20 protein-coding genes and 1 tRNA gene are annotated in these 18,925 nt (G+C 57.5%); 15 read left to right on the top strand and 6 right to left on the bottom strand.

What is annotated here, in order from left to right; translation table 11 throughout:
• Nucleotides 1–473: 473 nt before the first annotated feature.
• The 4 genes from ICA15_RS04695 to ICA15_RS04680 all read left to right on the top strand — a co-directional run bounded on the left by ICA15_RS04695 (nt 474) and on the right by ICA15_RS04680 (nt 3,142).
• The gene (locus ICA15_RS04695; RefSeq protein WP_060519988.1) at nt 474–755 is read left to right on the top strand and encodes a hypothetical protein; all 282 of its coding nucleotides are present in this window, start codon (nt 474–476) and stop codon (nt 753–755) included.
• Between the two features lie 176 nt (nt 756–931).
• Nucleotides 932–1,318: a hypothetical protein gene (locus ICA15_RS04690; protein ID WP_060520003.1), complete on the top strand. Its 387-nt coding sequence runs from the start codon at nt 932–934 to the stop codon at nt 1,316–1,318.
• A 41-nt stretch (nt 1,319–1,359) separates the two neighbouring features.
• Nucleotides 1,360–2,370 carry a hypothetical protein gene (locus tag ICA15_RS04685; RefSeq protein ID WP_060519990.1) on the top strand — a complete coding sequence of 337 codons (1,011 nt, stop codon included), beginning with the start codon at nt 1,360–1,362 and terminating at the stop codon, nt 2,368–2,370.
• 226 nt (nt 2,371–2,596) lie between these two features.
• A complete protein-coding gene (locus ICA15_RS04680; RefSeq protein WP_082422076.1) occupies nt 2,597–3,142 on the top strand; it encodes a hypothetical protein in 546 nt (181 codons plus the stop codon).
• A gap of 580 nt (nt 3,143–3,722) precedes the next feature.
• Here the strand turns inward: ICA15_RS04680 and nadB are convergent.
• On the bottom strand, nt 3,723–5,330 hold the full coding sequence (nadB, locus tag ICA15_RS04675; RefSeq protein ID WP_210553759.1) for an L-aspartate oxidase: 1,608 nt from the start codon (nt 5,328–5,330) through the stop codon (nt 3,723–3,725).
• Between the two features lie 559 nt (nt 5,331–5,889).
• Between nadB and rpoE the strand changes: the two genes are divergently transcribed.
• The 4 genes from rpoE to ICA15_RS04655 all read left to right on the top strand — a co-directional run bounded on the left by rpoE (nt 5,890) and on the right by ICA15_RS04655 (nt 9,701).
• On the top strand, nt 5,890–6,471 hold the full coding sequence (rpoE, locus tag ICA15_RS04670) for an RNA polymerase sigma factor RpoE (protein WP_003172477.1): 582 nt from the start codon (nt 5,890–5,892) through the stop codon (nt 6,469–6,471).
• A gap of 30 nt (nt 6,472–6,501) precedes the next feature.
• The gene (locus tag ICA15_RS04665; RefSeq protein WP_210553758.1) at nt 6,502–7,089 is read left to right on the top strand and encodes a sigma-E factor negative regulatory protein; all 588 of its coding nucleotides are present in this window, start codon (nt 6,502–6,504) and stop codon (nt 7,087–7,089) included.
• 8 nt (nt 7,090–7,097) lie between these two features.
• Nucleotides 7,098–8,063, top strand: a complete 966-nt coding sequence (locus ICA15_RS04660; protein ID WP_210553757.1) for a MucB/RseB C-terminal domain-containing protein — start codon at nt 7,098–7,100, stop codon at nt 8,061–8,063.
• A gap of 207 nt (nt 8,064–8,270) precedes the next feature.
• Nucleotides 8,271–9,701 carry a DegQ family serine endoprotease gene (locus ICA15_RS04655; protein WP_042558069.1) on the top strand — a complete coding sequence of 477 codons (1,431 nt, stop codon included), beginning with the start codon at nt 8,271–8,273 and terminating at the stop codon, nt 9,699–9,701.
• An 80-nt stretch (nt 9,702–9,781) separates the two neighbouring features.
• Here the strand turns inward: ICA15_RS04655 and ICA15_RS04650 are convergent, their stop codons facing one another.
• A complete protein-coding gene (locus ICA15_RS04650) occupies nt 9,782–11,215 on the bottom strand; it encodes a M48 family metalloprotease (RefSeq protein ID WP_210553756.1) in 1,434 nt (477 codons plus the stop codon).
• Between the two features lie 99 nt (nt 11,216–11,314).
• On the opposite strand from ICA15_RS04650, the gene ICA15_RS04645 reads away from it, so the two are divergent.
• The gene (locus ICA15_RS04645) at nt 11,315–11,554 is read left to right on the top strand and encodes a sulfurtransferase TusA family protein (protein ID WP_150603040.1); all 240 of its coding nucleotides are present in this window, start codon (nt 11,315–11,317) and stop codon (nt 11,552–11,554) included.
• A 157-nt stretch (nt 11,555–11,711) separates the two neighbouring features.
• Here ICA15_RS04645 and ICA15_RS04640 read toward each other — a convergent pair whose 3' ends face one another.
• Nucleotides 11,712–12,185 carry a peroxiredoxin gene (locus ICA15_RS04640; protein ID WP_210553755.1) on the bottom strand — a complete coding sequence of 158 codons (474 nt, stop codon included), beginning with the start codon at nt 12,183–12,185 and terminating at the stop codon, nt 11,712–11,714.
• A 10-nt stretch (nt 12,186–12,195) separates the two neighbouring features.
• Complete coding sequence (locus tag ICA15_RS04635; RefSeq protein WP_150603039.1) at nt 12,196–12,756, bottom strand: glycine cleavage system protein R; 561 nt, start codon at nt 12,754–12,756, stop codon at nt 12,196–12,198.
• A 337-nt stretch (nt 12,757–13,093) separates the two neighbouring features.
• Between ICA15_RS04635 and dapA the strand changes: the two genes are divergently transcribed.
• The 5 genes from dapA (at nt 13,094) to ICA15_RS04610 (ending at nt 16,786) form a co-directional block, all read left to right on the top strand.
• Complete coding sequence (gene dapA, locus ICA15_RS04630; RefSeq protein ID WP_042558075.1) at nt 13,094–13,972, top strand: 4-hydroxy-tetrahydrodipicolinate synthase; 879 nt, start codon at nt 13,094–13,096, stop codon at nt 13,970–13,972.
• Between the two features lie 17 nt (nt 13,973–13,989).
• On the top strand, nt 13,990–15,105 hold the full coding sequence (gene bamC / locus ICA15_RS04625) for an outer membrane protein assembly factor BamC (RefSeq protein ID WP_047300077.1): 1,116 nt from the start codon (nt 13,990–13,992) through the stop codon (nt 15,103–15,105).
• Between the two features lie 4 nt (nt 15,106–15,109).
• Entirely contained in the window at nt 15,110–15,871 is a 762-nt protein-coding gene (locus ICA15_RS04620) for an MBL fold metallo-hydrolase (protein ID WP_042558077.1), read from the top strand.
• A 28-nt stretch (nt 15,872–15,899) separates the two neighbouring features.
• Nucleotides 15,900–16,613, top strand: a complete 714-nt coding sequence (gene purC / locus ICA15_RS04615) for a phosphoribosylaminoimidazolesuccinocarboxamide synthase (protein WP_210553754.1) — start codon at nt 15,900–15,902, stop codon at nt 16,611–16,613.
• An 83-nt stretch (nt 16,614–16,696) separates the two neighbouring features.
• A tRNA-Ser gene (locus ICA15_RS04610) sits at nt 16,697–16,786 on the top strand.
• Nucleotides 16,787–16,967: 181 nt separating this feature from the next.
• Here ICA15_RS04610 and ICA15_RS04605 read toward each other — a convergent pair.
• Both ICA15_RS04605 and ICA15_RS04600 read right to left on the bottom strand, forming a co-directional pair.
• On the bottom strand, nt 16,968–17,174 hold the full coding sequence (locus ICA15_RS04605) for a hypothetical protein (protein WP_150617662.1): 207 nt from the start codon (nt 17,172–17,174) through the stop codon (nt 16,968–16,970).
• A 151-nt stretch (nt 17,175–17,325) separates the two neighbouring features.
• Nucleotides 17,326–17,517 (bottom strand): YegP family protein, encoded by a 192-nt coding sequence (locus ICA15_RS04600; protein ID WP_150617663.1) that lies wholly within the window; start codon nt 17,515–17,517, stop codon nt 17,326–17,328.
• A 350-nt stretch (nt 17,518–17,867) separates the two neighbouring features.
• On the opposite strand from ICA15_RS04600, the gene ICA15_RS04595 reads away from it, so the two are divergent.
• Nucleotides 17,868–18,788, top strand: coding sequence for a LysR substrate-binding domain-containing protein (locus ICA15_RS04595; protein WP_150603036.1), 921 nt, complete (start codon nt 17,868–17,870; stop codon nt 18,786–18,788).
• Nucleotides 18,789–18,925: the final 137 nt, after the last annotated feature.

Genomic DNA, 18,925 nt, shown 5'->3' with positions numbered 1-18,925 from the left:
CTTCTGCCCACCTACTGCCAGTCCTTTGGGCTGGTCACTGCTGACCCATTGCCTGTGTCTCTGGGTCGCCTTCTTGTCTATCGCCAGTCGCTGCCCCTCGGGGTCATGCCAAGGTGGGCAACGGGAGGACAATCGGGAGCTATGAGCCCGAGCCTAAGGCAGACAGGCGTATCGTGGTGTTCGCTCAATGTGACCTGGTGTTCACTTTGGGCCTTTTCGAGAACTGGGGGCGCTCGAACTGACCACGAGAACAGGGGGGGCTTAAAGAACTTAAAGATTAACTAAGAGGTTCTCTTGGAGATCATTAATTATCTTGTGTAAACAAGTAATTAAATCTTTAGGTTTATCTTTGGGTCTTAGTGATTAACTTTAAGTTTCTCTCTTGGTGTCTTAAGGTTAGGACGGGTCTTGTCAGACCACGAACCTGGGAACTTCGAGGTAGCTCAAAGAGCAAACAAAAGGAGCCTGTATACATGACCAAAAAGATAGTCCCGAGACCTGATGCCTCAGAGGAGCACTTGGCGATTATAGGGTCTCTCCGTGAGGCCATCGACGTGCCCGCTAAGTTGCACCTGCTAATTGACCTGAGGTCTTCCTATAAGCCCCACCGTGAGTGGAGCCGGGAGGAGCAGTACCTCATTGACCACCATAGGTCGCCACTGCTGCCCAAGCTGATAGCGTCCCTTGGAGCTGCTGGTGTCTCACTTCGGGACGCCCTGAGCGTGCCACTGTTATTCAAGATGAACGCGAAGTAATTACACCGGTTGTCCTCACAGCGTTAGCCGCACTAACCAAGGGCACTTAATAGAAATCAAGAATCCATAGAGCAACTTTCAGGGTAGGCGTATCGTCCGTCTTCTCCGTGTCTTGTCGTGCGCTCTACGTGCGGACTGAAAGTTGCTCTATGGGTAGGTCGGAGAAATATACCCAAATGAACATCAACATCACCGCTGTAACTCCCTCTAAGGCCACCGTGAACGGTCAGCCAATGGCCCGAGAGTATGTCGAGACTTTGTTGTTGCCCCTATTGGTGGCAGCACACGGCAAGAACTACTCGGGAATCCTTCAGGTTGCTCAAGTATTTGCCGCTGCTGGTCTGTCCCTGAGTGCATCCCCTGAGGCCGCTCGTAGTTATCGAGAGCATATGGCCGAGAAGGCAGCACTTGAAGCTCGTCAGATTGCTGAGGCTAAGGCCAACGCTGAGCGGTGCCGTGTGCCGACCCCACAGGAAATCGCAGAGAAGAAGGCCGAGCGTGCGCGTCAGGCTCAAGCCATCCGTGAGCGCGGTGAGCGTCTCCGTGCCCAGCTTGGCCGCTGATAGCAACCACACCCATTCATAACCTTTAGGAGTTACAAGCAATGAAGCCTTTTCAATACAAGACCCCTGAGCGGGTCTACACCCAATCCGTGAAGTCCCTCGGGCTTACCCAAGCGACATTCCACAGTTCGGACATTCGGGCCGAAGAGGTGGCTGCAAGCGACCCAGCAGTCTACGCCTTGGCAATGCAGGAAGCCGCCGATGAGCACCTGAATGGCGAAGAGTGGCGGGAGGACATGAACAATGCTTTCCCGTCCGAAGTGCGCCCTTATGGTTCAATCCCAACGTGCCCCCAAGTTGCCCTGATGGCTGATCGGTCAGTGACCTTCGATCCCCGGCAGACCTACGATGGTCGCACAGTGACCAAGGGTGTAGCTCTGGCAGGCTCGCTTGTGTCCATGGAGGCCCCTGAGGTCGGCGTGTTGGTGTCGGCTCGAATCTCTATCCTCGACCACACCGTCCAGTTTGGTTTCACTGAGCGGAGCATGGAGCAGACCGCCAATAAGGTCCTAAATGACCTTGAGCTGACCATGGCTGGTAAGATCGCTGAGAGCCTGGAGAGCCAACCCTCGGTCTCTAAGGTCTACGTTGGGCCACTCACTGGCACACCGGCTGCCCAGGCTGAGGACTTCCTTGACCTCATCGCCACCCACCTGGACACCTACTGGGGCCGTGACATCTCAGAGTTTGGCGTTCTGATTCCCGTGAGTCTTCGCCCTGTTCTTAATCGTGCCGCCCAAAGGGCAGGCTTGGAGGACATCGACGAATTGGTGGGCACTCGTGTGCAGGTCTACAGCGGACCAGATCGAGGCATCTTCTTGGCACCCAAAGCGTTCGCTCTGTTGTCCTTTCGTGAGAACCGTGAAGGCGACGTGTGGCGCATTGAGCTGAGCCGCAATAGTGCCTCGCTGAGCTGGGAGCTGGAGGTCAGCGCAGTGGTAGACGTAATGGCTACCGCTATGGTCGAGGTGAAGGTAAACGGTTCTGACTGGGAGACCACCCCAGTGGCCTTGCCTCTCATCAAGCAGATCGTCCTTTCGGATGCGCCTTGAGGGACCCGCAAGTAGGGCCTAAAGGGTCCCCTCAAGTCTGAGGGGGCCTCGCTGGATTCCATCAATCAACGAGTCCAAATCTGGACCGGTTAACGCCCGTCGCTGGGCATTCATCAAACACAGTCTTTCTGTTTGCTCTCTGTGCCATCGATCAGAGCCCGTCATGGGGCCTGTGTGCTGGTCTGTGGGAGCGAACTCAGAGAGCAAACAAAAGGAAAACATGAACATGATCGATATCAAACACAAGCACGCGGCCCACGTAATCATCATTGAGGGTAAACCTTTCAAGGCTAATGACTCGGGTATGTGGGACCTGACTGACATCTGGCGGACCCTGAAGCTACCCAAAGGCAAACAACCGGGTAAGTGGGTAGACACCAAGAAGGCCAAGACCTTGGAACAAACCGGAAATATCGGTTCGTTAAACAAGGGGCGAGCAGGCTCCGTGACTCAGGCCACCAAGCGGGCCACTCTGGCATATGCCGGATGGGTCTCAGATGAGTTCGAGGCAATGGTCTATGACGCCTTCGAGGCGATCCTTGAGATGCCTGAGGTCGCCTTACTGGTGGCCGACAAGATGCGCAACATGGGCAATGACCATAGTGCTGCAATCCTTGAGCGGTCCGCCTTCAATGATCGCTGTGACTGGAGGGCTCTCAAAGCTCCCCACAAGAACACCCAAAAGGGGCTGAGGGCTGCTGTAGCCAAGGGCAACCTGTCCCTTGAGCGAGCCATTGGTTTAGGCCTCAATAGGTCCCCGCTTAGAGCGTGAAGTTGCTATGCTCAGCCGCTAAACACTCCAACGTAAGGTCAGCCATGAGCTTCACGCTGTGTTTCACTTACAACAATAAACGAGTGGTCACGAAGGTGTCAGTCGATCATCTGACCCCATATGCGGCTGTTTGTTTTGCCCTGCTTCAGTCGGGAGCCACCAACGACTCAAGCCGTGGAGGCTGGCCTGACTCCTATGAGGGCATCCTTGAGGTTGCCAAGCATTACGGCCTTACAAACTTCAGCTTCCACCACTCCCTGAAATCATAGGTGACCTCATGGACCGCTTGCAGGCCCTTTACTGGGTCTGTGTGGCTGTGCATATGGCCTTATGGTGCGTCAACGCGTGCCGTTGGCTATACGGACACCTCAAAGACCCTTGATGAAAAACTGACAGAAAAATCTGAGACCCCATTCCACACAATGTCTTCCCAGGCTTTCCCCCGTATGCCCCTCCCTGGAGACCCCGGACGAATGAGCCGAGGACTGGGACAAAGGTGGAACAAAGGTGGGACAAAGGTGGGACAAACCTGTTGCAAAACGGGGTCTCTCCTCGCTAACCTGAAGGCTCCTAACGTGCCTCAAAAGGTCGGTGTGAGGATCGTATCCTTCGCCTCTGGCAGCATCTCCGGGTAGTCCAAAGTGTAGTGCAGGCCCCGAGATTCCTTGCGTTCCATGGCAGACCGGATCATCAGTTCCGCTACCTGAGCAAGGTTCCTCAATTCGATCAGGTCTCTGCTTACTCGGTAATTGCTGTAGAACTCGTCGATCTCGTCCAGCAGCAGATGCACCCGATGTTGAGCCCGTTGCAGGCGCTTGTTGGTCCGCACGATGCCAACGTAGTCCCACATGAATCGCCGCAGTTCATCCCAGTTGTGCGCGATGATTACGTCTTCATCAGAGTCGGTCACCTGGCTGGCATCCCAGACGGGTAGGGTGCTTGGCGCTGTGACGTCATCCAGTTGCGCCAGAATATCTGCCGCCGCCGACCGGGCGTAGACGAAACATTCCAGCAACGAGTTGCTGGCCATGCGGTTGGCACCGTGCAGGCCGGTGAAGCTGGTTTCGCCGATGGCGTACAAACACGGCACATCGGTGCGGCCATGCTGATCGACCATTACGCCGCCGCAGGTGTAGTGCGCCGCGGGTACGACTGGAATCGGTTGTTTGGTGATGTCGATGCCAAAACCCAGGCAGCGCTCATAAACAGTCGGGAAGTGAGTCTTGATGAACGCTTCGGGTTTGTGGCTGATGTCGAGATAGACGCAGTCGACGCCCAGACGCTTCATTTCATGGTCGATGGCCCGGGCGACGATGTCACGCGGTGCCAGTTCGGCGCGCTTGTCGAAGCGATACATGAAGCGTTCGCCGTTCGGCAGCTTCAAATGCGCGCCTTCACCACGCAGGGCTTCAGTGATCAGGAAACTCTTGGCCTGCGGGTGATACAGGCAGGTAGGGTGAAACTGATTGAATTCCAGGTTCGCCACCCGGCAGCCCGAGCGCCAGGCCATAGCGATGCCATCACCGCAGGCGCCGTCGGGATTGCTGGTATAGAGGTAAACCTTGGCCGCGCCACCTGAGGCCAGAATCACGAAGCGCGCACCGTAGGTGTCGACTTCACCGGTCGCGCGGTTGAGCACATAGGCGCCGAGGCAGCGATCGCCGTCCATGCCCAAACGTCGTTCGGTAATCAGATCGACCGCTACCCGCTGCTCCAGCAGTTCGATGTTCGAGCGCTCTTTGGCTTGGGCCAGCAAGGTTTTGAAGATCGCAGCGCCGGTAGCATCGGCTGCATGGATGATGCGCCGGTGACTGTGGCCGCCCTCGCGGGTCAGATGGAATTCGAAACCGCCGTCCTCAGTGCCGGACTGTTCGTCGCGGGTGAACGGCACGCCTTGGTCGATCAGCCACTGGATGGCTTCGCGGCTGTGCTCGACGGTGAAACGTACGGCGTCCTCATGACACAGGCCGCCGCCAGCATTCAGGGTGTCGTCGACGTGGGATTCGACAGTATCGGTGTCGTCCAGCACGGCAGCGACTCCGCCCTGGGCCCAGAAAGTCGAGCCGTTGGCGAGATCGCCCTTGCTCAATACGGCAATGCGCAAATGACCTGGCAGGGTCAGCGCAAGACTCAAACCGGCAGCACCGCTGCCAATGACCAGAACATCGTGTTGGAACTGTTGGCTCATTTCAGCATTCCGCTCAAAGCGACCCGGATCGGGGGTGGCGCATGACACCTGGATCGGCGAGTCAAGTCAGCCACACAGCCCACTAGTATATAGAGGGGTGGGGCGGCACAATAGCCGGGCTCAGATGGCATTGTGAAACTACTGTGACGGAAAAATCCGGGTGCTTCGTCGGAAGTTTTTTCCTGCGGTTTTGGGAAAAGACGACTGTATCGGCGTTGAAACAGTCTTTTTCCATCCAGAGTCGCCCAATGTCGGGTGGGTGCGGCTATAAATAATTGGAACTTTTGCCAAAAGTCCAAGATCAATAGACGGTGCCAGAAATAGGGACAGTGTCGGTTTCAGTGAGGAATCTGCGATCCGGGGTTCCTGCCGGCGAAACCGATGACAAGATTATTCGCGCAGCCGGTTTATCCCGCGCTGCGTTTTTCGTGCGTGCCAAATCAGAGCCCGCAGGAAACTTGCTTGGAGGGGGAGAACTTTTGCGAAAAGCCCGAGTCTATGTTTGCAAGTCTGGTCGTTTAGTTATGCAAGTCTCCTTCGGGCCTATCGAGGAGTGTTCATGCTAACCCAGGAAGAGGATCAGCAGCTGGTCGAGCGCGTTCAACGTGGCGACAAGCGAGCTTTCGATCTGCTGGTGCTGAAATATCAGCACAAAATTCTCGGGTTGATCGTGCGTTTTGTGCACGACACCCATGAAGCCCAGGACGTAGCTCAGGAAGCCTTTATCAAGGCGTATCGAGCACTTGGAAACTTTCGCGGTGACAGTGCGTTTTATACGTGGCTGTATCGTATTGCCATCAACACGGCAAAGAATTACCTCGTTTCCCGTGGCCGCCGGCCGCCGGATAGCGATGTAAGTTCTGAGGATGCGGAGTTCTACGACGGCGATCATGGCCTCAAGGATCTCGAGTCACCAGAACGAGCACTGTTGCGGGATGAGATCGAAGGCACCGTCCATCGAACCATTCAGCAACTTCCAGAGGATTTGCGTACGGCTTTAACTTTACGTGAATTCGATGGTCTGAGTTACGAGGACATTGCGAGCGTCATGCAGTGTCCGGTGGGTACCGTGCGCTCCCGGATTTTCCGCGCTCGGGAAGCCATCGATAAAGCCCTGCAGCCGTTGTTGCAGGAAAACTGAGACAGCGGCGACAGCCAAGAGAGGAACGCCATGAGTCGTGAAGCCCTGCAGGAATCGCTGTCCGCAGTGATGGATAACGAAGCGGACGAACTGGAATTGCGTCGAGTGATCAATGCACTGGACGACGTCGAAACCCGTGAAACCTGGGCTCGTTACCAGATCGCTCGGGCAGCCATGCACAAGGATCTGCTGCTGCCACGTCTGGATATCGCTGCGGCAGTGTCTGCTGCGCTGGAAGACGAAACGGCTCCGGCCAAAGTATCTCGCAGCCCATGGCGCAACCTTGGCCGTCTGGCCGTTGCAGCCTCGGTGACTGTTGCCGTTCTGGCCGGTGTTCGCCTGTACAACCAGGACGAAATCGCCGGTGTTGAACTGGCTCAGCAATCCAATCAGCCAACCCTGGCCACTCCACAGGTCAAAGGCCCGGCTGTGCTGGCAGGCTACAGTGAGAGTTCCGAAGCCACTGGTCCTATGGCCAACGGCGTTTTGCAAGGTCAACCGGGCTGGCATGATCAGCGTTTGCCAGGCTACCTGCGCCAGCATGCTCAAGAAGCTGCGCTCAAAGGTACTGAAAGCGCGTTGCCTTATGCACGTGCAGCAAGCCTGGAAAACCAATAAGGAGGATCATGCGCGCCATACCTCTACTTTCGCTTCTGCTCAGTGGCTGGTTTGTTGTTCCAGCCCACGCTGACGAGGCCCAGGACTGGTTGACCCGTCTGGGCCAGGCCGAGCAGCAGCAAAGCTTTCACGGTACTTTCGTTTACGAGCGTAACGGTAGTTTTTCTACCCATAACATCTGGCATCGTGTCCAGAATGGTCAGGTCCGCGAGCGTTTGCTTCAGCTCGACGGTTCGGCACAGGAAGTCGTGCGCATTGATGGACATACTCAATGCGTCAGCGGCACCCTGATTGCAGGGCTGGGAGATACTCCGAACACTGCCGCTCGTCCTCTCGATCCCAAAAAGCTGAAAAGCTGGTATGAGCTTGCCGTCGTTGGCAAGTCGCGCGTGGCTGGTCGAGACGCAGTGATCGTATCGCTGACGCCTCGTGACCAGCATCGTTACGGTTTTGAGTTGCACCTGGACAAGCAGACCGGTTTGCCGCTGAAGTCGTTGCTGTTGAACGACAAGGGGCAACTGCTCGAACGTTTCCAGTTCACCAGCCTTGATACTGACGATGTTCCGACGGATAAAGACTTGCTGGCAGATACCGACTGCAAGGTTGTTACCCTCGACAGTGATAAGGCCTCTGCCGCCAAGACCGCTCAGATGTGGCATTCGGACTGGCTGCCGCCGGGTTTCGAACTGACCAGCAGCACGTCCCACAAAGATCCGCAGACCAAGGCTCAGGTTAACAGCCTGATGTACGACGATGGTCTGGCGCGTTTTTCGGTTTTTCTCGAGCCTTTGAACGGCGCGACTGTTACCGACACCCGGACCCAGTTAGGTCCGACTGTAGCGGTTTCCCGACGCCTGACTACACCCGAAGGCGAGATAATGGTGACGGTTGTCGGAGAGATTCCGATGGGCACTGCCGAACGAATCGCGCTGTCGATGCGTAATCAAGATGTCTCTGCAACCAGCAAGCAGTGAGCTGATTTCATTCATTTCCACTTCGTCGTCGAGACCTGGAAATGTTTGCTGAGCATTTTCATTTGCAAATACCCCAAAAGTTTTTTATAGGTCAGAGCCTCACGGCTCTGGCCTTGTTTGTTGTTCCCGGAACAAAAATGCCGGACTGTGGTTTCCGGTGTTCCTTGCTCCATATCGCTTAACCCTGCTCGTCGTAACGGGAGCTGTATGTCGATACCTAGCTTGAAGTCTTATCTGTCCATTTTCGCCACCGTGCTGTTGCTCGGTCAGGCGATCCCTGCTGCGCAAGCGGCCGATCTGCCTGATTTCACCCAACTGGTCGAACAGGCTTCGCCGGCCGTGGTGAACATCAGTACCACGCAGAAACTGCCGGATCGCAAAGTTAACCAGCAGATGCCTGATCTTGAAGGCTTGCCGCCAATGCTGCGCGAGTTCTTCGAACGCGGCATGCCACCTCAGCAGCGTTCGCCGCGTGGCGATCGTCAGCGTGAAGCGCAGTCGCTGGGTTCGGGATTCATCATTTCTCCGGATGGCTACATCCTGACCAATAACCACGTGATTGCCGATGCCGATGAAATTCTCGTCCGTCTGGCTGATCGCAGCGAAATGAAAGCCAAACTGGTCGGCACCGATCCGCGTTCCGACGTGGCCCTGCTGAAAATCGAAGGGAAGGATCTGCCGGTACTCAAACTCGGCAAGTCTCAGGATTTGAAAGCTGGCCAGTGGGTGGTGGCAATCGGTTCGCCATTCGGCTTTGACCACACCGTTACTCAAGGCATCGTCAGCGCCGTTGGCCGCAGCCTGCCGAACGAAAACTACGTGCCGTTCATTCAGACCGACGTGCCGATCAACCCGGGCAACTCCGGTGGCCCGCTGTTCAACCTGAACGGTGAAGTGGTCGGGATCAACTCGCAGATCTACACCCGTTCCGGCGGCTTCATGGGTGTGTCGTTCGCGATCCCTATCGATGTGGCGATGGACGTTTCCAATCAACTGAAGAGCGGTGGCAAGGTCAGCCGCGGCTGGCTGGGTGTGGTCATCCAGGAAGTGAACAAGGATCTGGCCGAATCGTTCGGTCTGGATAAACCGGCCGGTGCGCTGGTTGCACAGATTCAGGATGACGGTCCGGCTGCCAAGGGCGGTCTGCAAGTGGGCGACGTGATCCTGAGCATGAACGGTCAACCGATCGTCATGTCTGCCGATTTGCCGCATCTGGTTGGCGCACTGAAGTCTGGCGCCAAAGCCAATCTGGAAGTGATTCGTGAAGGCAAGCGCAAAAACGTCGAGCTGACGGTAGGCGCGATCCCGGATGAAGAAAAAGAGCTGGATGCGCTGCCGAAGTCTGGTGCTGAAACCAGCAGCAACCGTCTCGGCGTTGCCGTGGCCGAGCTGACTGCTGAACAGAAGAAAACCTACGACCTCAAAGGTGGTGTGGTGATCAAGGAAGTTCAGGACGGTCCTGCTGCCCTGATCGGTCTGCAACCAGGTGATGTCATCACTCACCTGAACAACCAGGCCATCGGCTCCAGCAAGGAGTTCGCCGAGATCGCCAAGGCGCTGCCGAAGAACCGTTCGGTGTCGATGCGCGTTCTGCGTCAAGGCCGTGCGAGCTTCATCACCTTCAAGCTGGCTGAATAATCCGGATTGAGCGGTAAATAAAAACCGCCTCGAAAGAGGCGGTTTTTTTATGCCTGAAACATTTCAATCGCGAAGAAGCGTCAGCCCATCATGTCCTTGACCATGCGCTCCTGCTCCATCAGTTCGCGCTGGCGGGCATCGATCCGCGAGGACAGCGGGAAGTTGCTGCCAGCCTTGCGCTTGGCGAAATCCAGTTGCTGGATCGCCTGACGGTAATCGCCGACCAAGGCAAAGTATTCGGCGCGCGCCTGGTGCAGGCCAATGATGTTGCCAGACAAGCCACGGGTTTCGGCAACCTGATACCAGACATCCGGATCATCCGGGCGAGTCTTGAGCAATCCCTCCAGCGCTTTTTCGGCATCGGCCGCGCGGTTCTGCTTGAGCAGAAGATCGACGCGAACCTGATTCAGTGGGTAGTTGCCGGGGTATTGCGTGAGCATTCGGTCGACACGCGACTGGGCATCGGGCAGGCGATTGTTGGTGATGTCCAGATCGACCTGAGCGAGGTTGTAGATGATCTCGTTCGGCGCTTTGGTCAGCAACTGTTTGAGGTTCTCCCGCGCCTCGTTCAACTGACCGCCCTTGATCTGCGCGATGGCCAGACCATAGCGGGCCACGTCGTTTTGAGGGTTCTCGTCCAGTTGCGCACGGAAACGCTTGGCGCCCAGTCCTGGTGTCTCTTCGTAGATCAACTGCACGCGGGCGCGGATCAACTGATAACGCTTGGTATCTTCGATGCCGCCGGGCCTGGCCTGTTCGGCGCGGTTGCGGGTGTCGGCGATACGCGATTCGGTCACCGGGTGAGTCAGCAGGAATTCCGGTGGTTTGGCATCGAAGCGATATTGACGCATCAAGCGCTCGAACATGGTTGGCATCGAACGTGGGTCGTATCCGGCCTTTTCCAGGTTGAGGATGCCGATACGGTCGGCCTCCTGCTCGTTCTGGCGGGAGAACCGCCGCTGCTCCTGAAGCGCCGCTGCCTGAGTACCGGCAATGGTCGCGATCCCGGCGTCACCGCCACCGGCCGCTGCAATCACAATACCGGCCAGCAGCGCCGCCATCATCGGCACCTGCATGCGTTGCGAAGCTTCGACGCCGCGCGCAAAGTGGCGCTGCGACAAGTGAGCCAATTCGTGAGCCAGCACCGAAGCGTATTCGCCCTCGGTCTGTGCGTTGAGGAACAAGCCACCGTTGATCCCGACCACGCCACCCGGTGCCGCGAAGGCGTTGAGCTGCGGGCTGTTGATCAGGATGAACTCCAGGCGTCGGTCGCTGACCTGGCTGGTCTCCACCAGCTTGTAAACGCTGGATTCGACGTAGTCTTTGAGTTGCGGATCATTGAGCTGTGAAACCTGGCTGCGCAACATGGCCAACCAGGCGCGACCGAGCTGGTATTCCTGTTGTGGCGAGACAATGGCAGAACTGGCGTCGCCGAGTGACGGCAGATCGTCGGCAAAGCCTGGTGAGGCGAGCAGGCAAGCGAGCGTCAGCAGGGTAGGGCGCAGAAAAGTCATGCACAAAGCCTTAGAAGACAAAGACCTTACTGTAGCCGGACACCGGGCTTGCGACCAGATATTCTAGGCTGCTCGACTGACCTGATCCGGAGTGACGCAATGACTGACGCTGTAGCCCATGACGCAGAGCTGGACGCCAGCGGCCTGAATTGTCCGTTGCCGTTGCTCAAGGCAAAAATGGAACTCAACAAGCTTGCAAGCGGCGCGGTGCTGAAGGTGATCGCCACCGATGCGGGCTCCCAGCGCGACTTTCGCACCTTTGCCAAGTTGGCCGGGCATACGCTGCTGCGCGAAGAAGACGAAGCAGGCGTCTACCGTTACTGGTTGAAAAAAGCCTGAAGGCAATAGCGTCGCGCAAGGAGCGGGTGGTGGCGCCGGTGCTTTAAAGCAAAAGATCGCAGCCTGCGGCAGCTCCTACAGTTCTCGGTGTCGCCGCAAAATATGCGATCTAACATCGAAAATGTAGGAGCTGCCGCAGGCTGCGATCTTTTGATCTTCAGGCCTTACTCAGCGCTTGAGCAGCAGCCAAAACAGCATCAACATGCCCCGGCACTTTCACGCCCCGCCATTCCTGGCGCAGCACGCCGTCCTTATCAATCAGGAAAGTGCTGCGATCAACGCCCAGGTATTCCTTGCCGTACAGCTTCTTGAGCTTGATCACGTCGAACAACTGACAGACAGCCTCGTCCTTGTCGCTGATCAGCTCGAACGGGAACTCCTGCTTGCCCTTGAAGTTCTCGTGGGACTTCAGGCTATCGCGGGAGATGCCGAAGATTTCCGTGTTGGCAGCCTTGAACGCCGCGTACTGGTCACGAAAGCCCTGGCCTTCGGTGGTGCAGCCCGGGGTGCTGTCCTTCGGATAGAAGTAGATCACCACTTGCTTGCCCTTCAGGGCAGACAGGCTGACGGTTTGCCCACTGGTGGCAGGTGCTTCGAAATCTGCAACCGGTTGGTCGATGACAACAGCCATGAAAACTTCCTTACATTGGGTTCTGTGGACGCCAAGGTTCGATCAGCGCATCCAGGTTCATCGCATCGGAGAAATCCAGGAACTGATCACGCAGCCAACTGATCTGGGTGCCGGCCGGCAGGGTCACGGTGAAGGTGGCGTTGAGCATGGTGCCGCCGGTCTGTGGTGCCTGATACGTGTCGCACGTCAGGTTTTCCAGTTCGACGTTGTGATCCATGAAGAACTGGCACAGCTCATTGATGATGTCCGGACGATACGCCGAGCTGACGTAAGCCACGTATGGCAGCGCCTGCGGACGGTTCTCCAGTGGTGCGCTGCGCACCACGTTGACGGTAAAGGCGTGCTTCTTGGCAAGACCTGACAGGCTGCCTTCCAGGCGCGCGAGGGCGTCCCAGCTGCCAGAGACTTCGAGAATCAGTGCGCTGCACTCGCCATGGCGGGTCAAACGGGATGTAACCACGGCGCAGCGATTTTCATGGCTGGCGCGGCACAGGACGTTAGTCAGCTCCATGGGGTTGGCGCCGAGGGCACTGATGACAAGGAATTGTTCGCGAACTGTGGGGGTGGACATGCAGCATTCCTAAAGCGATGAGCGGTCGGTAGGTTTACGGGCGTTGATCGCCGCAGAGTGCCCGTGTGCCCATTAAGGCTGTCCGTTCAGAAAGCCCCGGCAAGCGCTCGCGGCTCGCTCCACTCAACGGGAGCGCGTCGATGCGACGCTGGAACGGGGCCTGGGAGGCCGAAAAGGGAGGCTGAAACCCGGCGTACAAGCTGATCAGTACCGATCAAAGTCTGAAGGGTAGCGAAAAGCGACGCCAAGGGGAATGGCGGCAGCGCAGTACTTTGCTTGTGCAAGCATCTTGGCGCCAGTACCATTACCGCTCTCTTTTTCCGGCAGGAGCGGTTTCATGATTGCGGGCAGTATGGTGGCACTGGTCACTCCCATGGATGCACAAGGGCGTCTTGACTGGGACAGCCTCAGCAAACTCGTGGACTTCCACCTCAAGAACGGCACCCATGCCATTGTCGCGGTCGGTACTACCGGCGAGTCGGCAACCCTTGATGTAGAAGAACACATCGCCGTCATCAAAGCCGTGGTCAAACAGGTTGCAGGCCGTATTCCGGTCATCGCCGGCACTGGCGCCAACTCGACTCGCGAAGCCGTCGAGCTGACCCGCAACGCCAAAGAAGCCGGTGCCGATGCCTGCCTGCTGGTCGTTCCGTACTACAACAAGCCGACTCAGGAAGGCTTGTATCAGCATTTCAAACACATCGCCGAATCGGTCGACATCCCACAGATTCTCTACAACGTTCCTGGCCGCACGTCTTGCGACATGCAGGCCGAGACCGTGATTCGCCTGTCCACCGTGCCGAACATCATCGGCATCAAGGAAGCCACCGGCGACCTGGTTCGTGCCAAAGCGATCATCGATGGCGTGAGCAAGGACTTCATCGTGCTGTCCGGCGATGACCCGACCGCCGTCGAACTGATCCTGCTGGGCGGCAAGGGCAATATCTCGGTTACTGCCAACGTCGCTCCGCGCGAAATGGCTGATCTGTGCGAGGCCGCGCTCAAGGGCGACGCCGAGACCGCACGGGCCATCAACGAAAAACTGATGCCGCTGCACAAAGACCTGTTCATCGAAGCCAACCCGATTCCGGTGAAATGGGCTTTGGTTGAAATGGGCCTGATGCACGAAGGCATCCGCCTGCCACTCACCTGGCTGAGCACTCCTTGTCATGAAACGCTTCGCTCGGCCCTGCGCCAGTGCAGCGTCCTGGTTTAATTGAGGAAGTACAACGCATGAAGCGAATGGCCGGACTTTCCGCACTTGCCTTGATTATCTCCAGCACCAGCGGCTGCGGATGGGTCTGGGGGCCGGAAGGTTATTTCCGCGACCGTGGTAGCGATTACCTGCAAGCGCAACAGACTGCACCGATGCAACTGCCAGCGGATGTCAGCACATCCAAGCGTCTGGATCCGCTGTTGCCGATCCCGCGCAACGTCGCTGACGACACCGCCAAGGGCGAGTACGTGGTTCCGCGTCCTCAGCCGTTGTCGGCCGTTGCCGATGCCAGCGACTACTCGCTGCAGAAGAGTGGCGATACCCGTTGGGTCGTGGCCCAGCATCCACCGGCCGAAGTCTGGCCAGTGGCTGTGCAGTTCTTCCAGGACAACGGTTTCCGTCTGGATGAACAGCGTCCGCAAACCGGCGAATTCACCACCACCTGGCAGCATTCCGACGAGCTGTCGGCAGCAATGGCCAAGCGCCTGAGCGCAGCGGGCGTCAGCACCGACAGCGAAACCCGCGTTCGTGTGCGGATCGAGCCAGGCGTGCAGCGCAATACCAGTGAAATCTACGTGGTCAGCGCCGAGCGTCCTGCCGGCAGCAGCGCCGATGTGGCCTTCACCAACCGTTCGGTCAACACGGGGCTGGACGCCGCTCTGGTCGACGACATGCTCGCGAGCATGAGCCGTATCTCCGAGAAGGGCGGTTCGGTGTCGATGTTGGCGTCCCGTGATTTCGATACCCCGAGCCGCGTCAGTCTCAACGAAGACGGCAGCGGTAACCCGGTGTTGAACGTCGGTACCGACCTTGACCGTGCCTGGTCGAGCGTTGGTCGCGCACTGGAACAAGGCGAATGGCGCGTTGAAGACATCAACCGCAGCCTGGGCCTGTACTACATCAACCTGGCCGAAAAAGCCGAGAAGAAAGACGACAAGCCTGGTTTCTTCAGCAGCCTGTTCGGCAGCGCGCCGAGCAAGGAAGAAGTTGAAGCCCGTGCCGAGCGTTATCAGGTTCGCCTGAGCAAGGTTGGCGAGAACATTCAGGTCACCGTCGAGAAAAACATCAACACCGTTGCGCCTGCCGATGTGGCGCGCAAAGTGTTGAGCGTCATTCAGGACAACCTGGGCTGATCACATGCGTTTTGCCGTTCTCGGCAGCGGTAGCCAAGGGAACGGCACGCTGATCGCCAGTGCTGATACGTATGTGCTGGTGGATTGTGGTTTTTCCCTGCGGGAAACCGAAAAACGCCTGTTGCGCCTGGGTGTAAACCCGGCGCAACTGAGCGCGATACTCGTAACCCACGAACATGCCGACCACGTGCATGGCGTGGGTTTACTGTCTCGGCGTTACAATCTGCCGGTCTACCTCAGTCGCGGCACACTGCGCGGGATGCGCAAACCGATTGAACCCGCAGGCTTTCTGGCCGGCGGCGAGCAACTGCAGATCGGTGCACTGAACATCGGGGTCATTGCCGTGGCCCATGATGCGCAGGAACCGACCCAGTATGTATTCAGTGACATCGAGCAGCGGCGCTTCGGCCTGCTGACCGACCTGGGTTCCTACTGCGAGCGGGTGCTGGAGGGTTATCGGGATCTCGATGCGTTGATGATCGAATCCAACCATTGCCGTGACATGCTGGCCCGTGGTCATTACCCGTACTTTCTCAAGCAGCGGGTGGGCGGCGAGCTGGGACATTTGAACAACCATCAGGCGGCATTCCTGGTGTCCGAGCTGGGCTGGCAGGGGCTGCAACATCTGGTCCTGGCTCATCTGAGCAGCAAGAACAACTTGCCGCAGCTGGCCCGACAATGTTTTGTCGACACCCTTGGGTGCGACCCGGACTGGCTGCAACTGGCCGATCAAGATTCAGGGCTCGACTGGCGCCACATCGCCTAGCCCACCTACTTAGCAAGCGGAGCCCATCATGGAAAAACGTGAAGAACTCTACCGCGGCAAAGCCAAATCGGTTTACAAGACCGACGACGCTGACCGCTTGATCCTGCTGTTTCGCAACGACACTTCGGCGTTCGACGGCAAGCGTATCGAACAGCTCGACCGCAAAGGCATGGTGAACAACAAGTTCAACGCCTTCATCATGCAGAAGCTCGAAGCGGCCGGCATTCCGACCCAATTCGACAAACTGCTGGGCGCCAACGAGTGCCTGGTGAAGAAGCTGGACATGATCCCGGTCGAATGCGTCGTGCGTAACTACGCTGCGGGCAGCCTGGTCAAGCGCTTGGGTGTGGAGGAGGGCATCAAGCTCAATCCGTACACCTTCGAACTGTTCCTGAAGGACGACGCCAAGGGCGACCCGTTCATCAACGAATCCCACGTCGTGGCATTCGGCTGGGGCACCGCCGAGCAACTGGTTCGCATGAAAGAACTGTCGCTCAAGGTCAACGAAGTCCTGAGCAAACTGTTCGACGACGCCGGCCTGCTGCTGGTCGACTTCAAGCTTGAATTCGGCGTATTCAGCGACGGCTCCATCGTCCTAGGCGACGAGTTCAGCCCGGACGGCTGCCGTCTGTGGGACAAGGACACCAAGAAGAAGATGGACAAAGACCGCTTCCGCCAGGGCCTCGGTGACGTTATCGAAGCCTACGAAGAAGTCGCCAATCGTCTGGGCGTACCGCTTTAATCGACGCAAGCATCTGATAGCACGCAGATTTTTTCGAAAGAGGGTTTGCTTTCGGTAAAAGTGTTGTTATGATGCGCGCCGTTGGAGAGATGCCAGAGTGGCCGAATGGGACGGATTCGAAATCCGTTGTACCTTCACCGGTACCTAGGGTTCGAATCCCTATCTCTCCGCCATACATAGAAAAAGCCCCGTAGATGAAAATCTACGGGGCTTTTTCGTTTTTGGTACAGGCCATCAAGACCTGCTCCTGCATCTGCCGACGCCGTTTTATCAAACGCAGAAAAAGCCCCTCAGGACGAACCTGTGGGGCTTTGCATTTCAGCAGGGTCTACATCAGACCCTTCGGCGGTCCAATCACGGCTGCGAGTGCCCCAGCTTCAATTCGATCAGCTCATAAACTTCCTTATGCGTCGAGTTATGCAGCGACTTGTCCTTACACGCCGAGGCGAGGAGGTTTCTGACTTCCTCCTGGGCGTGTGGGTACAGGCCGGCGACGTAGTCGGTTTCATGTGGTTGGGTGCAGTTGAAGTGCTTGTCGTCTTTTGCTTTATCTCTAGCCATTGTGTAGCTCCTTTTGAGTTTGAATGATCAGGTGAAACAGGACCAAATTGCCCCATCCGCCGCAGAGCGTAGGAGAGGAAAGGAGGCCCGCCAGTCGTTCAAGCAAAAAAGGAAAGGGCTGTAGGACGGTGTCGCGCGGTGACTCTCGCGGTTAAATTTCCTTGACCGGTGTATCCCCCTGCGCACCCTTGATCAACTCGATCACGTGTAAACAATCCGCCTTGTTCACATACGACTCGCCGCTGGCGATGGTCTCGTGATTGCCTGCGCGCAGCCTCCAGCGCCATTGGCCTTTGCCTGTAGTGGGGGTGCCTCTGGATTGCCTGTAAATCTCGAAATACATTCAGTTCGCTCCATGCGATTAATACGTGCGACAGCCTGTGTGGCGCATCGACGCAAGCCTAGCGCAGGCGGTTTTTTTGGCCATCGGACATTTGTTTCCAATCGTTCACGGATGTTTCTGAAGGGCTTGAGCCAGAGCGTCTGGTGTGTTCGGTTGATCGGCTGTATGGCGTCGTTTTTCCACAGACTTTTCCGCGCACCCATGAGGTTTTTTCGTCAGTTGCTCGATCTTGAGTTGGTCATCTGGCCGGGTTTGAATCGCCTGCCGGTGGACCGACGCATCATGGCGATGGACGCCGCCCCCCAGGCCTTTCTACACTGCCTGCCAGTTTGGGGAGCAGGGGGCAATGGATGAACCGCAATGAACTACGCAAGGCCGACATCAACCTGATGGTGGTGTTCGAAACCTTGATGCTCGAACGCAACGTGACCCGCGCGGCGGAAAAGCTGTTTCTCGGCCAGCCGACCATCAGCTCGGCGCTCAATCGCTTGCGCACGATGCTCAACGATCCGTTGTTTATTCGCGTCGGCCACCGTATGGAGCCGACGGCCCGCGCCGAAGACATCTTTCGCCACCTCAAGCCTGCGCTGGATTCGCTGTCAGTGGCGCTGAGCCTGACCCGCGATTTCGATCCGGCGGTGAGCACCATGACCTTCCGCATCGGCCTGTCTGATGACGTCGAGTTCGGTCTGCTGCCGCCGCTGTTGCGCGCGCTGCGTCAGGAAGCGCCGAACGTGGTGTTCGTTGTGCAGCACGTCGATTACTGGCGGATTCCCGATTTGCTCGCTGCCGGCGACATCACCGTTGGCATCAGCCAGACCCGTGGCCTGCCGGCCAATGCCAAACGCAAACTGCTGCGGCACATTCAGCCGAGCATCCTGCGTGCCGACGCCTCCGATACACCGCTGACCCTCGATGAGTACTGCGCGCGCCCGCATGTGCTGGTGTCCCACACGGCCAACGTCAGCGGCTTCGCCGATGAGTGGCTGGCAGAACTTGGCCGTACCCGTCAGGTGGTGCTGTCGGTGCCGCAATACAGCGCGTTGCCGGCGCTGTTGGCCGGTACTGACCTGATCGCCAGCCTGCCGGATTACACCGCCGCAGCCATGGCGACCTCCGGGTTGCTGTTCAAGGAACCGTTCCCGTTCAAGACGCCGACACTGGACCTGTCGATGGTCTGGCTCAGCCACGTCGACAGCGACCCGGCCGAGCGCTGGTTGCGCTCGCGGCTTGAAGCGTTCATGAGTGAGCGCCCCCTGACCCCGGCGTGACAAAAAATCTCTGCCCTTCGTTATCGCGCGGTCACTGCGCGGTACCCCTGTAGGAGCTGCGGCACGCTGCGATCTTTTGATCTTGATATTTGAAAAGCAGAATCAAAAGATCGCAGCGTGCCGCAGCTCCTACAAGG

The sequence above is a fragment of the Pseudomonas sp. P116 genome (assembly GCF_020149425.1).
GTDB classification, from domain to species: Bacteria; Pseudomonadota; Gammaproteobacteria; order Pseudomonadales; family Pseudomonadaceae; genus Aquipseudomonas; species Aquipseudomonas anatoliensis.
The sequence above is the reverse complement of the archived record's forward strand: the minus strand, read 5'-3'. Positions and strand labels throughout refer to the sequence as shown.